The sequence below is a fragment of the Paraburkholderia saeva genome, from assembly GCF_907164555.1.
GTDB lineage: Bacteria > Pseudomonadota > Gammaproteobacteria > Burkholderiales > Burkholderiaceae > Paraburkholderia > Paraburkholderia saeva.
Genome location: NZ_CAJQZC010000003.1, coordinates 334,377 through 352,861, shown reverse-complemented (window position 1 = coordinate 352,861; position 18,485 = coordinate 334,377). Strand labels below are relative to the sequence as shown.

General features: G+C 60.0%; 14 protein-coding genes and 1 pseudogene. 2 read left to right on the top strand and 13 right to left on the bottom strand.

The annotated features are described in order from the left end of the window. Positions 1-37: 37 nt before the first annotated feature. The 10 genes from LPA36_RS09740 to LPA36_RS09695 all read right to left on the bottom strand — a co-directional run bounded on the left by LPA36_RS09740 (position 38) and on the right by LPA36_RS09695 (position 12,395). Complete coding sequence (locus LPA36_RS09740; protein WP_228875937.1) at positions 38-1,264, bottom strand: oligosaccharide flippase family protein; 1,227 nt, start codon at positions 1,262-1,264, stop codon at positions 38-40. An 84-nt stretch (positions 1,265-1,348) separates the two neighbouring features. Further along, positions 1,349-1,594 carry a hypothetical protein gene (locus LPA36_RS09735; RefSeq protein WP_228875936.1) on the bottom strand — a complete coding sequence of 82 codons (246 nt, stop codon included), beginning with the start codon at positions 1,592-1,594 and terminating at the stop codon, positions 1,349-1,351. Positions 1,595-1,671: 77 nt separating this feature from the next. Beyond that, positions 1,672-3,000 (bottom strand): right-handed parallel beta-helix repeat-containing protein, encoded by a 1,329-nt coding sequence (locus tag LPA36_RS09730; RefSeq protein WP_228875935.1) that lies wholly within the window; start codon positions 2,998-3,000, stop codon positions 1,672-1,674. Positions 3,001-3,085: 85 nt separating this feature from the next. Further along, positions 3,086-4,363 (bottom strand): oligosaccharide repeat unit polymerase, encoded by a 1,278-nt coding sequence (locus tag LPA36_RS09725; protein ID WP_228876530.1) that lies wholly within the window; start codon positions 4,361-4,363, stop codon positions 3,086-3,088. A 40-nt stretch (positions 4,364-4,403) separates the two neighbouring features. After that, on the bottom strand, positions 4,404-5,645 hold the full coding sequence (locus LPA36_RS09720) for a glycosyltransferase family 4 protein (RefSeq protein ID WP_407674246.1): 1,242 nt from the start codon (positions 5,643-5,645) through the stop codon (positions 4,404-4,406). Then, positions 5,627-6,736, bottom strand: a complete 1,110-nt coding sequence (locus LPA36_RS09715) for a glycosyltransferase family 4 protein (protein WP_228875933.1) — start codon at positions 6,734-6,736, stop codon at positions 5,627-5,629. Before LPA36_RS09715 ends, LPA36_RS09720 begins: the two co-directional genes overlap by 19 nt. Before the next feature lie 20 nt (positions 6,737-6,756). After that, on the bottom strand, positions 6,757-7,782 hold the full coding sequence (locus LPA36_RS09710; RefSeq protein WP_228875932.1) for a glycosyltransferase family 2 protein: 1,026 nt from the start codon (positions 7,780-7,782) through the stop codon (positions 6,757-6,759). Between the two features lie 67 nt (positions 7,783-7,849). Next, complete coding sequence (locus LPA36_RS09705; RefSeq protein ID WP_228875931.1) at positions 7,850-8,860, bottom strand: glycosyltransferase; 1,011 nt, start codon at positions 8,858-8,860, stop codon at positions 7,850-7,852. A 78-nt stretch (positions 8,861-8,938) separates the two neighbouring features. Then, positions 8,939-11,164 carry a polysaccharide biosynthesis tyrosine autokinase gene (locus tag LPA36_RS09700; protein WP_228875930.1) on the bottom strand — a complete coding sequence of 742 codons (2,226 nt, stop codon included), beginning with the start codon at positions 11,162-11,164 and terminating at the stop codon, positions 8,939-8,941. A gap of 73 nt (positions 11,165-11,237) precedes the next feature. After that, positions 11,238-12,395, bottom strand: a complete 1,158-nt coding sequence (locus tag LPA36_RS09695) for a polysaccharide biosynthesis/export family protein (protein WP_228876525.1) — start codon at positions 12,393-12,395, stop codon at positions 11,238-11,240. Positions 12,396-12,643: 248 nt separating this feature from the next. Here LPA36_RS09695 and LPA36_RS09690 point away from each other — a divergent pair, with 248 nt between their 5' ends. Then, the gene (locus tag LPA36_RS09690) at positions 12,644-13,006 is read left to right on the top strand and encodes a hypothetical protein (protein ID WP_228875929.1); all 363 of its coding nucleotides are present in this window, start codon (positions 12,644-12,646) and stop codon (positions 13,004-13,006) included. 99 nt (positions 13,007-13,105) lie between these two features. On the opposite strand, the pseudogene LPA36_RS09685 reads toward LPA36_RS09690, so the two are convergent. Both LPA36_RS09685 and LPA36_RS09680 read right to left on the bottom strand, forming a co-directional pair. Then, positions 13,106-13,771 (bottom strand): annotated as a pseudogene (locus tag LPA36_RS09685) (sugar transferase); the annotation flags it as partial. 166 nt (positions 13,772-13,937) lie between these two features. Next, positions 13,938-15,467: a mannose-1-phosphate guanylyltransferase/mannose-6-phosphate isomerase gene (locus LPA36_RS09680; protein WP_324250921.1), complete on the bottom strand. Its 1,530-nt coding sequence runs from the start codon at positions 15,465-15,467 to the stop codon at positions 13,938-13,940. A gap of 988 nt (positions 15,468-16,455) precedes the next feature. Here LPA36_RS09680 and LPA36_RS09675 point away from each other — a divergent pair. Then, positions 16,456-17,523, top strand: coding sequence for a helix-turn-helix domain-containing protein (locus LPA36_RS09675; RefSeq protein WP_228875928.1), 1,068 nt, complete (start codon positions 16,456-16,458; stop codon positions 17,521-17,523). Between the two features lie 62 nt (positions 17,524-17,585). Here LPA36_RS09675 and LPA36_RS09670 read toward each other — a convergent pair whose 3' ends face one another. After that, complete coding sequence (locus LPA36_RS09670; protein ID WP_228875927.1) at positions 17,586-18,389, bottom strand: 2OG-Fe(II) oxygenase; 804 nt, start codon at positions 18,387-18,389, stop codon at positions 17,586-17,588. Positions 18,390-18,485 lie beyond the last annotated feature (96 nt).

The window sequence follows — 18,485 nt, the reverse complement described above, 5'->3', positions numbered from 1 at the left end:
CGCGCGGTACCGTTGCCTTAGGTCGGCTCAAGTTGCCTCAGGCCCGTGCGTGCGCCGGCGGGCGCACCTCCCTGAAATACAGCAGCGCAAACGCTGCCGCTCCAAACGACTCCGTCAGGATCACGGATATGATCGTGCCTTCGGCGCCCAGATAGCGTGTGAGCGGCACGACGTACAGCAGATGCAGAACCGTGACACCTGCGTAGACGTTCTTCAGCACCTGTACACGGCCCAATGCGAGCAGGCCCAGATTGCCGAACACAAACGCAACGCTGATCACGGGCAGCAACACCGCTTCGAGTCTTAGCAGAAAGATGGATGCGTGAAACTGCTCCCCGAGCCACAATTCCACGCCCCAGCCGGCCAGCAGCTGGATCGCCGCAAAGAGCCCCAACGCGCAGCCAAATATCGCCAGCATGGCAGTACGCATCAGGTCCTGCGCAGCGGCCGGATCGGTCGCGTTGCAGTGACTGATCCGGGGATAGAACGCCTGACCGATCACCATGAACAGCGCCTGCGCCGCGACGCGGATCTTGTCCGCCATTGCAAACTGCCCGACCACCGTCGGTCCGTGAAAGTAGTTCAGCAAGATCGAATTGAAGTTCACGTAGAAGCTCACCAGTACAAGCGAGAGAAACACCGGAAAACCTTCGCCCAGCGAAGCCCGCATCCCCGCCCATGACGTGGCAATCAGTGAGACGCGCCGCCTGCGATGAATCATCCAGAGCGCGGCGACAGCAAGAATCACGTTGCCAAGACTGATGCCAAGCGCCGCGAGCGCAGCATCGCCCTGACCTTTCACGAGCAGCACCACGCACAGGAAACTCGCGATCTTCGATACGAATGTAGGCAACACAAGAGACTTCATCTGCTCGAGGCCCTGAAAGAGCCACACCGGCGTGACCGCGTTAGCGACGACACCCACAAACGCGGCGACCAGTATCGGCCAGTGCGCGGACAACCCCGGTACGAACAGCACGCCACCCAGCAACAACACAAACGACACAAACGTCAGCGCGAGTTTTGCCGCCATCGTCGCGCTGTATACCGCGCTGAGTGCGGCCGGATCATTGCGTTGCACGGATACGAGTCGCGTCGCCGTGAGGTTGTGGCCGTAGTCGGTCAGCAGGATCAGGTATTGCACGATCGCCTGACAGTACGCGAGCACGCCGAACTCCGTGACACCCAGCACCCGCCCGAGATACGGCAGCAAAAGCAGCGGAAACAGATAGTTGCCGCCCTGTATCACCAGCAGGTAAAGCATGGTCTTTCTGATCGATGTCGTCATGGGCGCGTGAAGACGTTCAATGCGGAGTCTGCGAATCCGGCCTTAAGCCAGTTCTCCGTTTCACTTGAAGAAGTTGCAGGTGAGGTCCGTTTCGAAGTCGCGAACCCAGAACGTGGCGGCATCGGCGCGGTATGACTGAGCCCATCGCCCACGGCGCACGGTCACGAGACGGTCGCTCGTCCCATCGGTCATCTGCAGCGTGCCCGTGATTTCGAAGTGCGTTGGCGCGAAGCCGCGTCGCGCGCAGACGAGTTCGAACGCCGCACGTTCATACACCGGCAGATCAATGTAGCGTTGCTCATTCATGGTATGCCTCCCCGCGGCGTCTTGAAGTACCGCAACGCACGCACGCCCACGCGCACTGCATCTTGCAACGGCCCCCCTCAGCTTCGATTCACCGCGCGCTTCCTGTCGAGCGACGTCTGCTGCGTCTGACGCAACGCGGTGCGGATCTGCGGCAAACGGCTCGCATCAGCGCCGGTAACCGAAAGCGTGCCCGTCGCGGAACACCCTACGGGTGGCGCGAGCGTGCTCCCATCGAGCGTATTCGCGCCGCAGATAATCTGGCTCGGTGAACAGCCGCGCGACTGCAACGAAACGGGTGCGCCGGCAATCGCCGAGAATGCATTGCCGGAAACACGGTACTGGCAGACATTGCCAAGCGCGCGCACTCCGCCGAAATTCGCACGGGCAATCTGGTTGCCGGTTACCGACACCAGATTCACCAGACCGGAACCGGTATTCATGTCGATCGCGGCATGTTGTGCGGGCGGCAGGTCGTTACCCGGGTTCGGTGAATTCTCGATATCCGTAATCACATTACTCATGATCAACACATTACTGACGCCGTATGTGCGGTACCCGTCTTCCTGAGCGATGAGAATGCCCGCGGCCTTCTGCACACCTTGCACCGTGTTACCCGTCATCGTCACGTCCGCGCCGCCGACGACCGACATCCCTCTGCCCCACGGATTGCCCGACAGCGTATTGCCCGTTAGCAGCACGTTGCGGTTAAGCGCACCGTCTTTCTGATAGCTGACGACGGCAAGCATGTCGTCGCCCGTGCCCGTGACGGTGTTGTCCTTCACGAGAACATTGCTTGAGCCGCCAGTGATATGAATGCCGTCGGCGAGCGTCGACAGCACCTTGTTGCCGGCGATGGCAACACTCGTGCCGCCCGAAACGAAGATGCCCACACTGGCGCCGCCCTGAATTGTCACGTCGAGCACCTGGATGCCGGCACCGCTTACGGCGACCTTGGTGGAAGTAACCGTCTCAAGCCGGGCATCTCCTGTGCCAAGCAACGTGAGTCCCGCTACGGTCGAATTGCGGCCGGTCATCACGATCGACTGGTCGTTGGCATTCGTCGCGACAAACGTCGCGCCATAGCCCGAGACGATCACCGACCGGTTTCGCACTTCCAGTGAATGACCCACCACATACGTACCCGGCGTCAAGACAAGGCGCTGTCCCTGCTGCAACGTGTCGAGCGCAGCCTGCAGTGCGTCGGCCTGATCGCGGCCATCAGCAGCGGGAAACGCGACGACATCGACAACGCCTGCTATCCGTTTATATCCACCGGCAAGCTTCGCCTGTTTGACGCCCGAAAGCGTGGAAGTCGGGACGTTCTGTTTTTCCGCGGACGCTTGCGGAGCGAATGCCGACAGCAGCGCCGCACACGATACAACCACGCCTAACGATGACTTGATCATGCTGAACCTCTCTTGCAAGCATCCGGTTGGCCCACACACGTTACGCGTAGAGCCGTCCGCACCGCGAAGCCAACCCGTGTCCGCATCAGGTGACGCGTCGAACAGCGTAAGCGGAATGATCCGGCGGTTTGCGAAAAAACCGGAACACAATGAAAAGCAGCGCAAGCGGCACGAAGTTTCTGCCGCTGAACAGATTGGGGATGCGCAGGATTTCGAGCAGGGAGACCAGCAGCACCGCGTGCGCGCAGCACCAGAAGCCATTCGCCGAGCGCCAGCCTGCGTAGCTCTTGCCAAACACCCACCCCATGAAGGCCGCGATAAAGAGCGCAAACCAGCCCCACTCATAGAAGTGAACGAAGATGCCCGAAGGATTGTTGAATTCAGGATCGCCGTAGTTGTTGAGAAACGACTCATAGCCCGACGTCGAATCCATTAACGGCTGAAAGAACTCGCCGATGACCGGAAACCGGATCAGCCAGTCGAACGTGAACGTCGGGCTGCCTGTTCCCCAACCCAGAATGCTGAGAATGCCCGCCCCGTTGTTGAGCGCCGTGGAGTAATACATCGCGAGACGTTCGATGGCGAAATCGAAGATGTTGTCGTAGATGTTGACGTAGTACGTTTCCCACGAACGGTTGTACTCGTTGGCAATAAAGAAGCCGACCATTGGCACGATGGCAGCAAACGGCCCCAATGCCAGCAGCTTCGAGCGGCGCGTGCCCGTGCGAAATTTCACATACATCAGTACGAACGGCAACGCGACTTCGATCAACGCAAGCCGCTCGGCAAAGATGAAGCTTCTGAGCAGCGTCAGCGCACCGAGCAGTAGCATGTAAAGCTTGTAGCGGTTGATTCCCCGCTCAGGCTGGCGAAACACATAGAAATAAAGAGGAACGTAAGCGACAGTCGCCTGTGTCAGCGTGCTCAGGCCCGCTACGCGTCCTTTGAGTTCCAGCAGGTCGTATGCATTCGCGCCGCCGTTAAAGAACGACACGATGATCGCAGGATGCGCGATCACGCCGCCCATCATGATCAGATAGCCGCCAAACGCCATCACAAAGACAACATCGAGCACGCGTCGCGGTATTTCGACAGGTTCGCGCTGAACCGCTGGCGCCGACGAATGTGTCACATACGCGACCGCCATGATGGTCACCAGAAACAGTCCACCAGCAAAGGCGTAAAAGCTGTCGTAAAAGACGCGCGCAATCGCTTTCTGGTCGCCAAGCAGATCCATCGAAATCAGCGCGTAAAGTGGAACCACGAAGAAGAGCAACAGCTTCGCCGGATCTTCCCACCAGTAGCCCGCCATGACGCGAGGCTGAAGCAAAGCGGGCCGCGCGGGCCAGCGTTGCAGCTTCATCGATGCGTGACTCTTCTGCACGGCATCTCTCCTTTTCACGCTAGCGCGCGGACATCCGGACTTCGTCGAACATCGCGGGCGCCCGGAACGGCACGACGACACCCTGCGTATCCCCGGTCTGCACGACCGCATCCCGCACGAGCGCCAGCATTTCCTCGCGAAAGCGCTCCGGCGCAAATCGCATTGCGTTGCGGCGGCAGACCGCGGGGTCAAACGGACCCGATGCTTCGAAGCGCTGCACCGCACGCGCGATTTCTTCGACGGACTGCTGCGCAAAGAATACGCCGGTCCGGACATCCCGGTCGGCGCTGTCGATGACCGTCTCGCGTGCGCCGCCCTTACCCAGCGCGATGACAGGCGTGCCGCACGCCTGTGCCTCGACGGAGACGATGCCGAAATCCTCTTCCGCCGCGAATACGAACGCTTTTGCGCGCTGCATGTAATCGATAAGGACCTCGGTAGACTGGTAGCCGAGAATCGTGACGTTCGACGTTGCCACTGCCTTGACCTTCTCGAAGTCGGGGCCATCGCCGATCACGACCAGCTCCCTTTCCGGCATGGCCGCAAACGCCTCGACAATCAACGCGACCTTTTTGTAGGGCACGAGCCGGGAGGCAGTCAGGTAAAACGAATCGCGTTCCGTGCCGGGCGTGAAGCGGTCGATATCCACGGGCGGAAACACCACCTGTGCGCCATAACCATAGACCTTCCGGATTCGCCGGGCCACGTAAGCCGAATTTGCAACAAAATGGTCGACGCCATGCGCGGTACGTTGATCCCAGATTCGCATGTAGTGCAGGATCGAACGGGCGAACCAGCTCTTGATGCCACGCGTCAATTTCGCTTCGTCGAGGTACTGATGTTGCAGATCCCACGCGTAACGGATCGGCGAATGCACGTAGCTGATATGGACCTGCCCGGGCCCAGTGATAACGCCCTTCGCCACAGCGTGGCTCGACGAAATCACCAGATCGTACGGCGACATATCGAACTGCTCGACTGCAAGCGGCATCAACGGCAGATACGCACGATACGATTTGCGGGCGCGCGGCAGATGCTGGATAAACGAAGTCGTCGCACGTTTTCCGAGCAGCGCGCCACGCTGTGCTTCGGGAAGGAAGTCCACCACGCAGAACAGGTCGGCCTCGGGCCAGATGCGCAGGATCTGCTCCAGCACACGCTCCGCACCTGCGTATGTGGTCAGCCAGTCATGCACGACCGCGACGCGACCAAAGCCGCCAGCCGGGCGAATGGGCAATTGATTCATCGATGTGCCAGCCATGGTGAGATCTCTTTGAGAATACGGGCGGCTGTCGCGCGCCACGAGTAGTGCTCCACGTGCGTATAGCCGTCCGCCCGCAGCGTGCCGCGCAACGCATCGTCGTTCATTACCTGCGTCATCGCGTTACCCAGCTCTTGCGCGCTCGTCGGCGTGATATAGAGCGCGGCATCGCCGCACGCCTCGCGAATGGAGGGCAGATTCGATGCGATCACGGGGCAACCCAGGGTCATTGCCTCGACGGGCGGCAAACCGTAGCCCTCGTAGAGCGACGGAAACACAAAGCACGCCGCGTTTCTGAAAAGGCCTCTTAGCTCCGCATCCGACACATAGCCCACCCGCTTGACGAAATCAGGCAGCGCCTGCTGTACGGCGTTAAAGATCGGCAAGCTGGAGCCGACGATGACAAAGTCATAGTCGGTCGCCTTCAATAGTTCGATTGCTTCGACCACCAGCCGGAAATTCTTGTGACTGCTCGCGCTGCTGACCGCAAGCACGTAGGGCCGCTCGCCCAGCTGATACCTGGCGCGCACGTCGACAGCGTCCTCGGCGCGCAACATGTGGTCGCCGCTCATCGGCAACACACCGATCTTGCCGGCCGGAATGCGGTAGGCGTCGCCGAGTTCGCGACGTGAGAATTCCGACACCGTCAGCACGCGCCGCGCAATACGTCCGATCCACGGCGCCATCAGCCTGTACCACGTCCGAAACGCAGGCGTATAGGCATCGGGTACGCGCACGGGCGCCGCGTCGTGCAATACCGTGACCTGGTTCCTGAAGAAGAGCGGACCCACGTTGCACAGGTTGAGCAGCAGTGTGCCGCGCGCGGCAAGCGGCAGGCTGATCTGTTCCCAGCGCTGCCCGGCGCCGCCTGGCACGGTTCTTACCGTCATGTTCGAGAACATGTCCGGCGCGACTGTCACACCTGAAGGCACAAGAATTTCAACCTTCAGGCCGGCCGTCGCCGGATCATCTGACGCCATCATCTGGTCAATATTGCGGACGACCTCGTACGCAAAGCGGTCGACGCCCGTCGGACGTCTGCCAAGAAACCGTCCGTTAATGGAAATACTCGCTGGCGTGCGTGCGGTCACGGGGCATTCTCCTTCGTTGACTAGCGGCCACCTCTAGCGAGGGGATTGGCGATATAGCGCACCGCGCGATCGCTAAGCGACGCAAACGGTACAAGGCAGAGCGCTGTCAGACAGGACACCGCCATTTTCTTGCGCAACGTCCAGAACGGATTCGCGATCACCGTATGAAAATAGCTGCCCGATTCTTTCGTGAACCAGCGCCAGCGCCGTGCAAGCGGCGCGCGATAAAGCAGATTGCCGAACAGCGCTTTCTCCGACGAGAAATCGAAGAAGCGCACAGGCAGCGTTTCGCCAAGACGGTCGTGCACGATCTCACGCAGAATCGCCCAGCGCGTAGCCGCCTTGCGGGCACCGGCAAGCGAGTCTTCAGCGTTCGCGAACGCAAGGTCGGCTGCGCCACCCGCGCCGGGTTTCCTGCCAGTCGAGCGGTGAACCCGATAACCGCCGAGCGCCCGGTCTATTGCACAGACGTTGCCCAGCAGCGGAACGCCATAGATCGCATAGAAATCCGCGCCGTAGACATTGTCGGCGGAGACGGGAACCGGAAAGATGCACCGCAGCGCTTCAACGCGGTAGGCGTTCCCCGAGCCAGGCGGCGACGGATATAACCAGCCTTGTCGCAGCAGCTTTCCGCAGTCGCCCACCAGGCTGGATTGCGGCACGGTAACGCCGGTTCCCATGCCGTCTACCGTCATCACTTCCAGCTTGAACTGCACCTTCACGAAGTCGCCGGAGCCGAAAGCGGCCATCACTTCCTTGACGGCGTCGGGATGCAGCAGATCGTCCGCATCGAGAAAGATCACATGCGTGCTGTCGATCTGGTCCAACGCGTGGTTATACGCCGCGACCTGTCCACGATTGTCCTGAAAGATCGCCGTGATCCTGTCGCCGTATTGCTGGATGATTTCATGCGAGTTGTCGGTGGAACCGTCGTCGATCACCATTACGCGCGTCGTGCCGACCGACTGCGTCAATGCAGAATCGATCGCGACGGGCAGATACGCCGCGTAGTTGTAGTTGCAGATGACTATCGTCGCATTGGACATGGTGCGACTCCTTTGTCATGCACGTTTAGCCGGCTCGTTTGCGCCCGGCTCGCAATGCGTTCGGCGTTCATAGCGAATAGTCCACATTGAGACCGAGGCGATGTGCCTCACCATCCGCAATGGCACGCTCAAGCAGCGTAAGGCGCGCAGCCGCATGCCTGCGTTTCCCGTAAAAGCGCAGCAGAAACAGAAACACCAACCGGTTAAGACGAAACATCGCCGTGGAAGTCGACCAGTAGTTTTTGTCGAACCACGCCTGATTGCGGCTGCTGTAGTACGCGCGAAAATCGGAACCGCTCAGCAGCATGCATTCGAAGTGGTTCTTCCAGTTCGTCTTCACATTCCACGAACCTTCCAGGTCTTCAAGCAACGCATCCGTGACGAGTGTGATCCGTCCACCACGCGCGGTCAGGCGCCACGTGTATTCGATATCGTCCGCATAGAGCACGAGCTGCGGCTTCGGCAGGCCCAGGTCTTCATACACGGAGCGATGCGCGAGAAAGCCGCCGTACGGCGCAAACGGCACGTCGACAACCTTTGGCATCGGTCCTGGCTGCGGGCGACCCCAGGGCGTGCGGCGCCAGATCTTGTACGGAATGCGCGCAACGTGAAAGCCGAAATAGCTCGAACGCGGCGGCACGGAAAGCGCGACCGGCACACCCAGTGCGATATCCGCCTGATGGTCGGGCCTGAAGCCAAGGACGGCTGCCCTGCTTTTGCCGACCTTCGACGTCAGCAGATCGAGGTGCCGGCACAGCGCGCCAAGCGCACCGGGACGTGGGGCATTGTCGTCGTCCATTAACCAGAGATACTGCGCCTTGCGGCTTAGCGCCGCGGTAATACCGACGGCGTAGCCATTTGCCGATCCAGTGTTCGCAGCGAGGCGGACGATCGTTACACGATCGCCCCAACGCGCTTCGAGATCCTCCAGTGCGGAGGTCGAATTGTTGCTGACGATCACTACGTGCTCGACGCCTTCGTCGTCGAACGCACGCCTGAGCAGCTCCGCGCAGTAGCGGATGCGGTCGCCGTAAGTGACCGTGACGAGCGTGATGTTCCTGTCGCTGGGAGGGTTCATGGTGCGCCTGTCGTTGGGGTCTGCCGGACACGCCGCCTGCGCGGTGCATTCCTTTACCTGACTATTGCTACCTGCGTACTATTGCTGCGTGTAGCCCGCGCTGCCATAACTTCCCGGGTTACCGTAGGCATAGCCGTACCTGCCCGGCCCACCCCTGAAATCGTTGAAGATCACGCCGCGAATTTCCACATCTGCCTGCGCGAGACGTCGTGCGCTTTCGCCAATTTCAGGCACGGTTGTGACGCCCTGACGTGCGACCATGAAGACTGTTCCGGCCATCCGTCCGAGCACGAGTGCATCTGCAACGAGCAGCAAAGGCGGCCCGTCGATTACCACCATGTCGTATCGCGATGCAACGCGCTCGACCAGTTCGGCCAGCTCCGGTTGCAGCAACAGTTCGCTCGGGTTGAGTGCCATACCGCCTGTCGACAGAAAATCGAGCCCTGGCGAAACGTTGCGATGCAGGACGTCTTCGAAGCGATGCGTTCCCACCACGACTTCCGATAACCCCTCGGTGCGGTCGAGCCGAAAGTGCTGATGCAGCAGCCCCTTGCGCAGGTCCGCATCGATCAGCAGCACCCGCCGGTTCGACGCACCCGCCAGCGTGGCAAGATTCGCCGATACAAACGATTTGCCGATACCTGCGGTGGGTCCAGTAATCAGCACGACGCGATTGGGTGCGTCGAGCAACGAGAACTGCAGCGTCGTGCGGAATGTGCGCAGGCTTTCGATTGCGGCGTCGTGTGTAAACGCGTGCGTCAACACCAGCGAGTCTTTGGACTTTTCCTGTCCATCGCGACGGGTGTAGCTGGCAAGACGGCTGCGCGGCACCGTCGCATAGACCATTAATCCGGTGGAAACCTCGATTTCCTGCGGATCTTCGACTGCGCCAATTACGCGCCGCCTGAATACCGCAAGCCCGACGCCCAGCAGCAATCCCGCCAGCAGCGACCCGCCGACCGCTACGCCGCGACGCGGCTGGATCGGCGATTCAGGCTGCGTTGCAGGATCGATGAGGCGCACGTTGCCGACCTTCCCCGCGCGAACAAGCGTCAATTGCTGGCGCGTATTCAGCAGATTGGTATAGAGATCGGTATCGACCTGCACGTCGCGCTGTAATTGCAGCACACCCTGCTCCAGAATCGGCAGGCCACGCGTGCGCGCAAGAATGGCGGCAAGCGATGTCTGCGCGTCCTGCAACTGGCTGTCGACGGCCTGAAGCGCCGGATGTTTTTCCGTGAAGCGCGTCATGAGGTCCTCGCGCTTCTGCTTGAGTTCGAGCACGCGCGCCTGCGCGTCGACCGATTGCTGCAATAGCGCCGTGCCCTCCTGGCTCGTATCCACCGTGCCATGCGCCGCGCGAAACGCGTTAAAGCGGCTCTCCGACGCTTCAAGCTGCGCCTTCAGCTTCGGCAACTGTTCGTCAAGAAAGCGGATTGATTTGTCCGCCTCTTCCGATTTGCGCTGGACGTTCTGCAGCACATACGCATTGCCGATTTCGTTAAGGATCTGGCTGTCCATAACGGGATCGGTGCCATCGAGCGTCGCGCCAATGATGTTCGACTGCTTGCCCTTTTCAGAAATCGCAATCGCTTTCTGAAACCATTCCGTCGTTGCCACTTCCGATTTGCGCTTCACTGTGAAACTTGCACCGGGCTCGCCCGAAACGCTGGGAACGAGCAGTTCGATCGGGCCGTAACGCGTGCTGGCACGCAACGGCTCGCCAACCTTGCCGTGAAGTTCAAGTGTCTCCGTCTCCTGCCATCCCGATTGCCTGAGCACGTAAGTGCCGTCGCGACCAAGCGTCAAGACGAACGGTTTGCCGTACCAGTGATCCGGCACATTGAACGTCTTGACGTCGATACTTTCGTTTCCGTGAAGGTAGCCACCCGGAAGCGGATGGGAAAGCCCGTCGGCACGGGAAGCAAACCACCAGCCCACTACCGGCACATAACGCGGAGCCGCTTCGATATAGAGCCTGAGATTTTCGACCGCGCGCGAGACGACCATGCGCGACTTCAGCACCTCGATTTCTGCTGACGCATCGGTCTTGACGTCGAACATCGACGAGACATCGCCGGAAGGCGATTTCGACTCGTTCGGATTCTGCTCGACCTGAATCAGCATGTCGGATCGATATACGGGCCGCGTGAACGTGGCGTACGCGATGCCGCACAGCAGGAATGCGAGCGTCGTGCCGAGGATCAGCCAGCGCCCCCCATAAAGCGTGCTCAAATGATGTAGCGGATGGACACGCTGCCGCATGGGCTCGTAAATCGGGCCGGACATATTTGCCTGGTTCATGCGTGACTCCCAAAGATCCGCGTCATGCGAGCCGCGGTGAAATACAGAACACCCGAGGTATCAGAACGCGATGTCATGGCACCAGCGCCTTGCCGACCGACGCCGACTGCGCCGTTGGAATCAGCAGGCTCACCACGCGACTCCAGCGAACCAGCGAAGACGCATCGACAAAGACGACGTCGTTCGGCTTCAGTTCGAAGTTGTCAGCGAGCGCCATTGCCGCAGGCGTGCTGGCGTCGAGGTGATACACGACAGGATTCTTTTCGTTCTTGCCACGTACCACATAGACCTGCTGGGCGTCGCCCGAATACTGGCTCACGCCGCCCGCGTCACCGAGCGCTTCGTTCAGGGTCAGCTTGCCGTTGTTGAGGGTCAGGGTCGATGCGCGCGCCACTTCGCCGAGCACGAAGACCTTGCTGTCGGTGGCGGAATAGACGCGTACGAGGTCGCCGTCGCGAAGCAGGATGTTCGACGGGTTTGCGCCTTTCTCGATCAGATCCGGCATATTGACCAGCACGGTATTGTCGCCACGCGTCACGGCGACAGACGACCGGTCCGCCGCCGCCGTGAACCCGCCTGCGCGGTTGATGGCCTCAGGCAACGTCATGGGCACGTCGTTGAGAATCTGCAGACCCGGCGTATGCACTTCGCCATCGAGGTAAATACGCTTGCTACGATAGGCCTGGATGCGCAAGGTGACCTGCGGATTGCGCACGTATTCACCAAGCCGTTTAGCGAGCAGTTCACGCGCCTCGGCTTCCGTCAGCCCCGCCACATGCAGCATGCCGACGTACGCAAACTGGACCATGCCGCTGCCGTCGATCGTATAGCCCGACACGATGGAATTCGATCCGCTGCTATCGAGTCCGGTCGAGCTTTGCAGCGATGGCATGTTCAGTTCGGGATGGTCCCAGATGACGATGTTAAGGATGTCGCCAGGGCCGAGCACATAGGCGCGCGGCTTGTCGAAGAGCTTCTGTACTTCCGGCGCCACGCCTTTAGGCATGGCCTCGCGCTGCTGTTCGACGAGCGAGCCGGTGATTTCCACGAGATTGTCCTTTGAGATGCCTTGAGCGCCCGCGCCCGGCACTGCAATCGTCGTATCGGTTGACGCTGCGGGTTTCACCGCAGCCGTGCCCGTCGTTGCCTTGCTGCTCTCGCCAGACTGAAACGTCATGCCCGGGGCCATTGCGCAGGCCGACACCAGCACCGCCGCGGACACAATGGCCATGCGCGGGTTAAACAACGCCTTGAGCAATCGCGCGTAGAGACCTTCATTTCCCGTTTCGGCGACCACTTCTACATCCTGCAAAGACTGTCCCGCACTTATCGAATCAGAGTGTATTTTTGACATCACGCTGCCCTTCCATTTAGACGGACCCGATACACGTGCGGCGCATCCAGTCCGGCACTACACTTCCAGCACGGTCCGAATCGAAACGTCATCGGCACCGCTTCAAACCTTCATACGGCTACGTCATGAAAAACTGTCTGCTGCTTACCTGCGCGACGCTGATCTTCCTTCAGCAACCTTGTGCGCTCGCCCAATCAACCGACGCGGCAGGCACGCTACACGCGAAGCCCGCCATCACGGTGCAGCACTCCACACAGAAATCCGCTACATCCAGCGCACGCGAGTCGTTCACGGCGTCGACGCCTGCCGTCACCGATCTGAAGCGCCCTCAGACTTCCACGCTGTCCAACCGCGAGAAGCTCAATACGTTTCGTGCCCATCCGTCCAGCTCGGCCAGCGCATCCGACGACCCTTGGAGCAACAATGCGACAGTCGCCTCGCCCTGGACATCCCCCGACTACAGCGCACCGCAAACGAGTCAGCCCTGAATTCACAAAGCAGCAAGCCGGCCGGGTGTGACGCTAAGGCGTCGCACCTGGGCCGTGTCTCCAGCTCGTTGTGAGTTTTGTGTGATTCAGGCCGCCCCCTTAGTAAGCGCCGTGCTTGTTGAGCACAACGCCTATGGTGCGCACCAGAATCAGGATGTCGCTGCCGAACGACCAGTTCGTGACATACGACACGTCCAGCGCTACGCGCGTGGCGTAGTCGATATCGTTGCGGCCGCTGACCTGCCAGAGACCGGTGATGCCAGGTTTCGCTTTAAGGTAATACTCGGCGCCTTCGCCGTAGCGTTCGAGTTCCTTCTCGATCACCGGGCGCGGGCCCACCAGACTCATTTCGCCACGCACCACGTTCCACAGCTGCGGCAGTTCATCGAGGCTCGTACGCCGGATGAAATGACCGACCTTCGTGATACGTACGTCGTTTTTCAGCTTGAAATCCCGGTCCCATTCGGCGCGCGCCTGCGGGTCGGTGTCGAGCAACTGCTTGAGCACGACGTCCGCGTCGACCACCATCGAACGAAACTTCAGACATCTGAATTTGACACCGCCATTTCCAATGCGTGTGTGACCGAACACACATGGACCGCCATCTCTCATCACCAGTAGCGCGATCACAACAAGCACCGGCGAAAGGAGCATGATCGAAATCAGTGCGGCGACGAGGTCGAAGGTGCGCTTCGCACCAGATTGAAGCTGACGGCTTTGTAGCGGTGCGCCTTGCGCCTGCGTTCCGGCCGGCGCGATGAAACCACTTGATGACGGTCCCATGACAGGGGGCGGGGCGGCTGCGGATGACGCGGTCAACTGGCTCGGCGAAACCGCCGCTCTTGTGAAGAGCGATTTCATGATCGACATGGCATTCCCCTGGATCGGGTTGAACTACGTTCGGTGCCGTGCTGGCAACAGCTTGTGGCCGTTAGCTGCAACGTCCGTATGTATCGGCGAAGCGGACGATGTCGTCCTCGCCGAGATAGGCACCCGACTGCACCTCGATGATTTCGAGCGGCAGTTTTCCCGGGTTTTCGAGCCGATGTTTGACGCCGAGTGGGATGTAGGTGGATTCGTTCTCGCTCAGAAGAAACTGCTCTTCACCCCGCGTTACGCGCGCTGTGCCACGCACGACAATCCAGTGTTCCGCGCGATGGTGATGCAGCTGGAGCGACAGGCAGCCTCCAGCGCGCACGACAATGCGCTTCACCTGAAAGCGCTCGCCGTGGTCGATCGAGTCGTAGCAGCCCCAGGGGCGTTGAACCTTGCGATGTGTGTCGGCTTCCGGCGCGTGCTGGCCCGCGATCCGGCCAACCAGTCCCTTCACGTCCTGAACATGCGAACGGTCGACGACGAGCACGGCATCCGGCGTTTCCACCACGACGAGATTCGTCACGCCCACGCATGCCACGAGCCGGCCTTCGGAATGCGCATAGCACGAAGTCGCACCTTCGAACATCACACGGCCGCGCGCCGCGTTGCCGTCGCCGTCCTTGTCGAGCGCATCCCACACCGCATCCCACGAGCCGAGGTCCGACCAGCCGGCTTCGAGCGGCACGACCACGCCCTTGATCGATTCGTCGCGCGCGAGATGCTCCATCACTGCGTAGTCGATCGAATCGGCTTGCGTGGCAACGAAAGTGGCGTTGTGGGGATGGAAATACGCACCGTCGGTGTGGCCCTGCTCATAAGCGGCCACGCACGCCGCGTGCATGGCAGGCTGAAGCCGCGCCAGCGTCGCGAGCCAGACGCCCGCGCGCACGACAAAGATGCCGCTGTTCCACCAGTACTCGCCTGAAGCGACGTACTGCGCGGCAAGTTCCGCTGCAGGCTTTTCGACAAACGTCTCGATCTGTCTTGCGGCCTCGCCGAGCGGCGCGCCCAGCTTGATATAGCCAAAGCCGGTATCGGCGCGTGCTGGCGGCACACCCAGCGTGACAATTGCGCCCTGCTCCGCGAATTCCGCTGCATCCTGAATCGCACGATGGAACGCTGCAGTATCGGGAATCACGTGATCGGCGGGCATCACGACGAGGATGCTGTCGTCGCCACTGCTCAATGCCTCAAGCGCGGCAAGCGCGAGCGCGGGCGCTGTGTTGCGGCCCGCGGGTTCGACAATGATTCGCGCATCGATGCCGGCTTCGCCGAGTTGCTGGGAGGTCAGAAAGCGATGTTCTTCGCCGCAGACGATGATCGGCGTTGCATCCAGTTCACGTTCACCGCCGAGGCCCGCAAGGCGGCGCGCAGTCGCCTGAAGAAGTGAGTCCGACCCAACCACATCGATCAACTGCTTCGGATAGTGCTTGCGTGATACAGGCCATAGCCGTGTTCCCGATCCGCCAGCAAGCACTACAGAAGCGAGCTTCAGCTTGATGGCGGACACCGGCGTTCGGCCTCCGGCCCCGCCCGCAATCTGCGCATCACCGGCTGCTTCAACCATCTGTGTAGTAGTACTCATGATGACGACTCCGGTTCGACGAAAGGACTGCAGGAAGAGTCGCGGTACGTTGCCTTGTCACCGCGCGACGCGCTGGCTTTCTCCGGTTCCTGGCTGCGGAGCCATCGTGGAAAACCCGGATAAGGCGTCGTGTTGCAGTGAAGCATAGGCGCGCCGAAACCCGCCGGAAGATGCCTGGCCGAAAATCGCGAGATGTTGGCGGATTCGCCTGAGAGGAACGACTAAAGCGTTGCGAATGCGTACATGCGTCCAATACGACAGGCACGAAAACCGCCGACGCTATCAAGAAGAGTGGGAAGGAGACTTCAGTGAGTGGCTACTTTCACTTGCGCCCGTGAGACAGCAGGCGTTGCCAAAGGTGAATCGCCGTGCGGCCGGCCCCCGCGGGCGTCGAATTGGCGGCAGTTTCGCGTCGTGCTGAACTGCGATTCACCGACGACAGATTCTTCGTATGTGTGGTACCGCACATAATCTGCGTTGTATTTCAAGCACGTTGTGTGATTGACCTCATACAAAATTAATTTCTTCATACGATGCTACGTTCTCACGTTTTGTTTTTCGAAAAATCCGGAAAGCAAACATAAATATTTATCGTCAATATGCATTTATCTTATTGGACTTAAATTGCACTTTTTGTGTGCATTTTTTCTTCATATCATTGAAAATTTCTTCCATCTCAATCACATACATGGATCTCCCGCGTTCCGTTGGAGCCAAATGTCGGCGTTGAAATCGATATCGCCTTACGATTTTCGAAGGAGATGGAAGCTGGTATGACGAAGCCCGCATTCCAGCACTTTTTTCTGTCTCAATAAAATTCTTCGGCTTGAATTTCCGGAATTTTCGAATCCGTCCATTAATCAGACGGGCATTACTGGCGATTTCCGCCAACATATCGTTCCCGTCGGCCATTACAAATATGGCGTCATAAATTACCGATATGATGCACTGCACAAGGTTGCCGCTGTGTGCATTGGAGGATGGACCAATGGAACACCCCGTTGACGCAGGAAAAGCGCTTGTCGAGGGCCCTGGTTCGCCAGAGGCCGCCTTGCATCATTCCCATCTGCGTCACATCGGGCTGCTGCTCTTTGACGGCTGTTCTCTTCCTGGCGCAAGCGTCGTTGCCGAAGCGTTCCGTCTCGCTAACGAGATCACGCTTGCCCGCAACCAGCGCCCTGTCTATCAGCTATCGCTACTGTCGTATCGCGGCGGCAACATCGCGTGCTCGTCGTCGATACGCGTCTGGACGCAAGGGCTCGATGCTTCGCCGCTGCGAAACTTCGATGCGATCTTTATCGCATGCAGCGAAAGCGAAGCGATGGCCGAACGCGACGTACGTCTGCTCTCCTGGTTGTGCGAGATCAGCTCGGCGGTGCTCGACCGATATCAGTCCGGCCAGGGTCCGGCGATGCAACAGGGGCACGCGAGCGCAAGCGGCAAGCCAGCGGATGCGGTTGCATCCAGCGAGTCCATTGCCGTCGGTCGCCATGCGCCGCCGGTATTCTGGTTCAAGGACTCGCCCCCCGCGACACCTGTTTCCGCACCTTCGCCGGCTGACATGGCGCTTTCGCAGATCGAAGCGGACCTGGGCGCCGCAGTCGCACAGCAGGTGGCCGCGCATCTCGAGCCACATCGGCACAACCGTGTGGAAGCTGAACCTGATGATGTGCCTGTTGCCGCTATCAGCGACAAGATCCGCGAGTCGGCGCGCTGGATTACGGAGAACTACGCGGAACCGATTTCCGTGACGGATGCCGCGCGCGTCGCTGCGATGAGCGAGCGCAACTATCTGCGACGCTTTAGATGCGAGCTTGGCGTCACGCCATCCGAGTACCTCTTGCGCGCAAGGCTTGACATGATCTGCCGCCTGCTAAAGGAAACCGATCTGCCCGTCGACAAGATCGCGCGACGCTGCGGTATGGGTAACGGCGACCGGCTTGCCCGGATATTTCGCAAGCGGTTTGCGTTGTCGCCTACCGAGTATCGCTTCAATGGGCGCGCGCAGGCGCGTCGTGACCGGCCAGTCGCGGCGCCAGTCCTGCAACATCACTAGCACGCTGCGTTGGCCTCTGTTGAGAGAAGCCGACGCACAACGGCACGGCGCGACACTAAAGCCTACCTGCCCACGATGCGGCGCGCGAGCGTCTTGACGTACGGAGGCGTGATTCCGTGCAACACGTCACGCGCCGTCAAAGCGTACTTTTCGCCGGGACGTGTAGCGAAACGTGTGGTGTGGGCATCCGCCGCTTCGTTTTCAGGGCGTCCGTTCGTGTAGTAATAGAGCGCAACCGAGCGGCGCGTCACGCCTTGCGGACAGCAAAGCGGGTCCGGGTGACCGTGCCACGAGAACTCATCGGTATTGAAGATGGCGAGCCGGTTGCCCAGCGGCGCGATTTTCTGCACGCAACGCTGGACGTCCTTGTCCCATAGCTGAAGATGCCCTTGCCAGTTGTCGTCCCACGTGTCGTTCAGATAGAGCAGTACGTTCAGGCGCCGGTCGAGTTTCCAGTCGAGGTGATAGTTGTAATCGATATGCAGGCCAAGATGGCCACCCGGCAACGTCTGGTGCAGGCCGCCGCCATGCAGGTGCGGGTCCGGAACCAGCCCCTTGATGCCCGAAATCGTCTCAAGAAACGTGATGAAACCCGGCGCGTTCAACTCCATGATGAGCGACCTGAGCGCTGGCGGGATCGCGTAGAAATCCTGGCTTTGCAGCTTGAAGTTCTCAGCCGCCGAGCGGAACTTGAACCAGACGTTTTCCTCTGGCCCGGGAAAGACGTCGCTGAGTTCGCGATACACATCCGGCTCGAGGAAGTCGTCGATATAGATGTGAGGGAAAGGATCAGCCGACCGGTACGCATCGGACAGCTCACGTGAAAGCCAGTCAAGCTTCGCAACATCCATCATTTCACGGCTCATGATCAGATCTCCAGGAGAATGCGTCTCAACGTTCCCTGATGGCGATATCACCGTTTGACGCCGGCGGGCGTCACGTCTGCCTGCAACGAGGCATGG

Excerpts from the sequence above, each read along its gene's own strand:
- LPA36_RS09735 (WP_228875936.1), bottom strand. The coding sequence starts at position 1,594 with ATGAATGAGCAACGCTACATTGATCTGCCGGTGTATGAACGTGCGGCG.
- LPA36_RS09670 (WP_228875927.1), bottom strand. The coding sequence starts at position 18,389 with ATGAGCCGTGAAATGATGGATGTTGCGAAGCTTGACTGGCTTTCACGT.
- LPA36_RS09730 (WP_228875935.1), bottom strand. The coding sequence starts at position 3,000 with ATGATCAAGTCATCGTTAGGCGTGGTTGTATCGTGTGCGGCGCTGCTG.
- LPA36_RS09680 (WP_324250921.1), bottom strand. The coding sequence starts at position 15,467 with ATGAGTACTACTACACAGATGGTTGAAGCAGCCGGTGATGCGCAGATT.
- LPA36_RS09695 (WP_228876525.1), bottom strand. The coding sequence starts at position 12,395 with ATGGCCATTGTGTCCGCGGCGGTGCTGGTGTCGGCCTGCGCAATGGCC.
- LPA36_RS09740 (WP_228875937.1), bottom strand. The coding sequence starts at position 1,264 with ATGCTTTACCTGCTGGTGATACAGGGCGGCAACTATCTGTTTCCGCTG.
- LPA36_RS09700 (WP_228875930.1), bottom strand. The coding sequence starts at position 11,164 with ATGAACCAGGCAAATATGTCCGGCCCGATTTACGAGCCCATGCGGCAG.
- LPA36_RS09675 (WP_228875928.1), top strand. The coding sequence starts at position 16,456 with ATGGAACACCCCGTTGACGCAGGAAAAGCGCTTGTCGAGGGCCCTGGT.
- LPA36_RS09690 (WP_228875929.1), top strand. The coding sequence starts at position 12,644 with ATGAAAAACTGTCTGCTGCTTACCTGCGCGACGCTGATCTTCCTTCAG.
- LPA36_RS09705 (WP_228875931.1), bottom strand. The coding sequence starts at position 8,860 with ATGAACCCTCCCAGCGACAGGAACATCACGCTCGTCACGGTCACTTAC.
- LPA36_RS09720 (WP_407674246.1), bottom strand. The coding sequence starts at position 5,645 with ATGGCTGGCACATCGATGAATCAATTGCCCATTCGCCCGGCTGGCGGC.
- LPA36_RS09725 (WP_228876530.1), bottom strand. The coding sequence starts at position 4,363 with ATGAAGCTGCAACGCTGGCCCGCGCGGCCCGCTTTGCTTCAGCCTCGC.
- LPA36_RS09710 (WP_228875932.1), bottom strand. The coding sequence starts at position 7,782 with ATGTCCAATGCGACGATAGTCATCTGCAACTACAACTACGCGGCGTAT.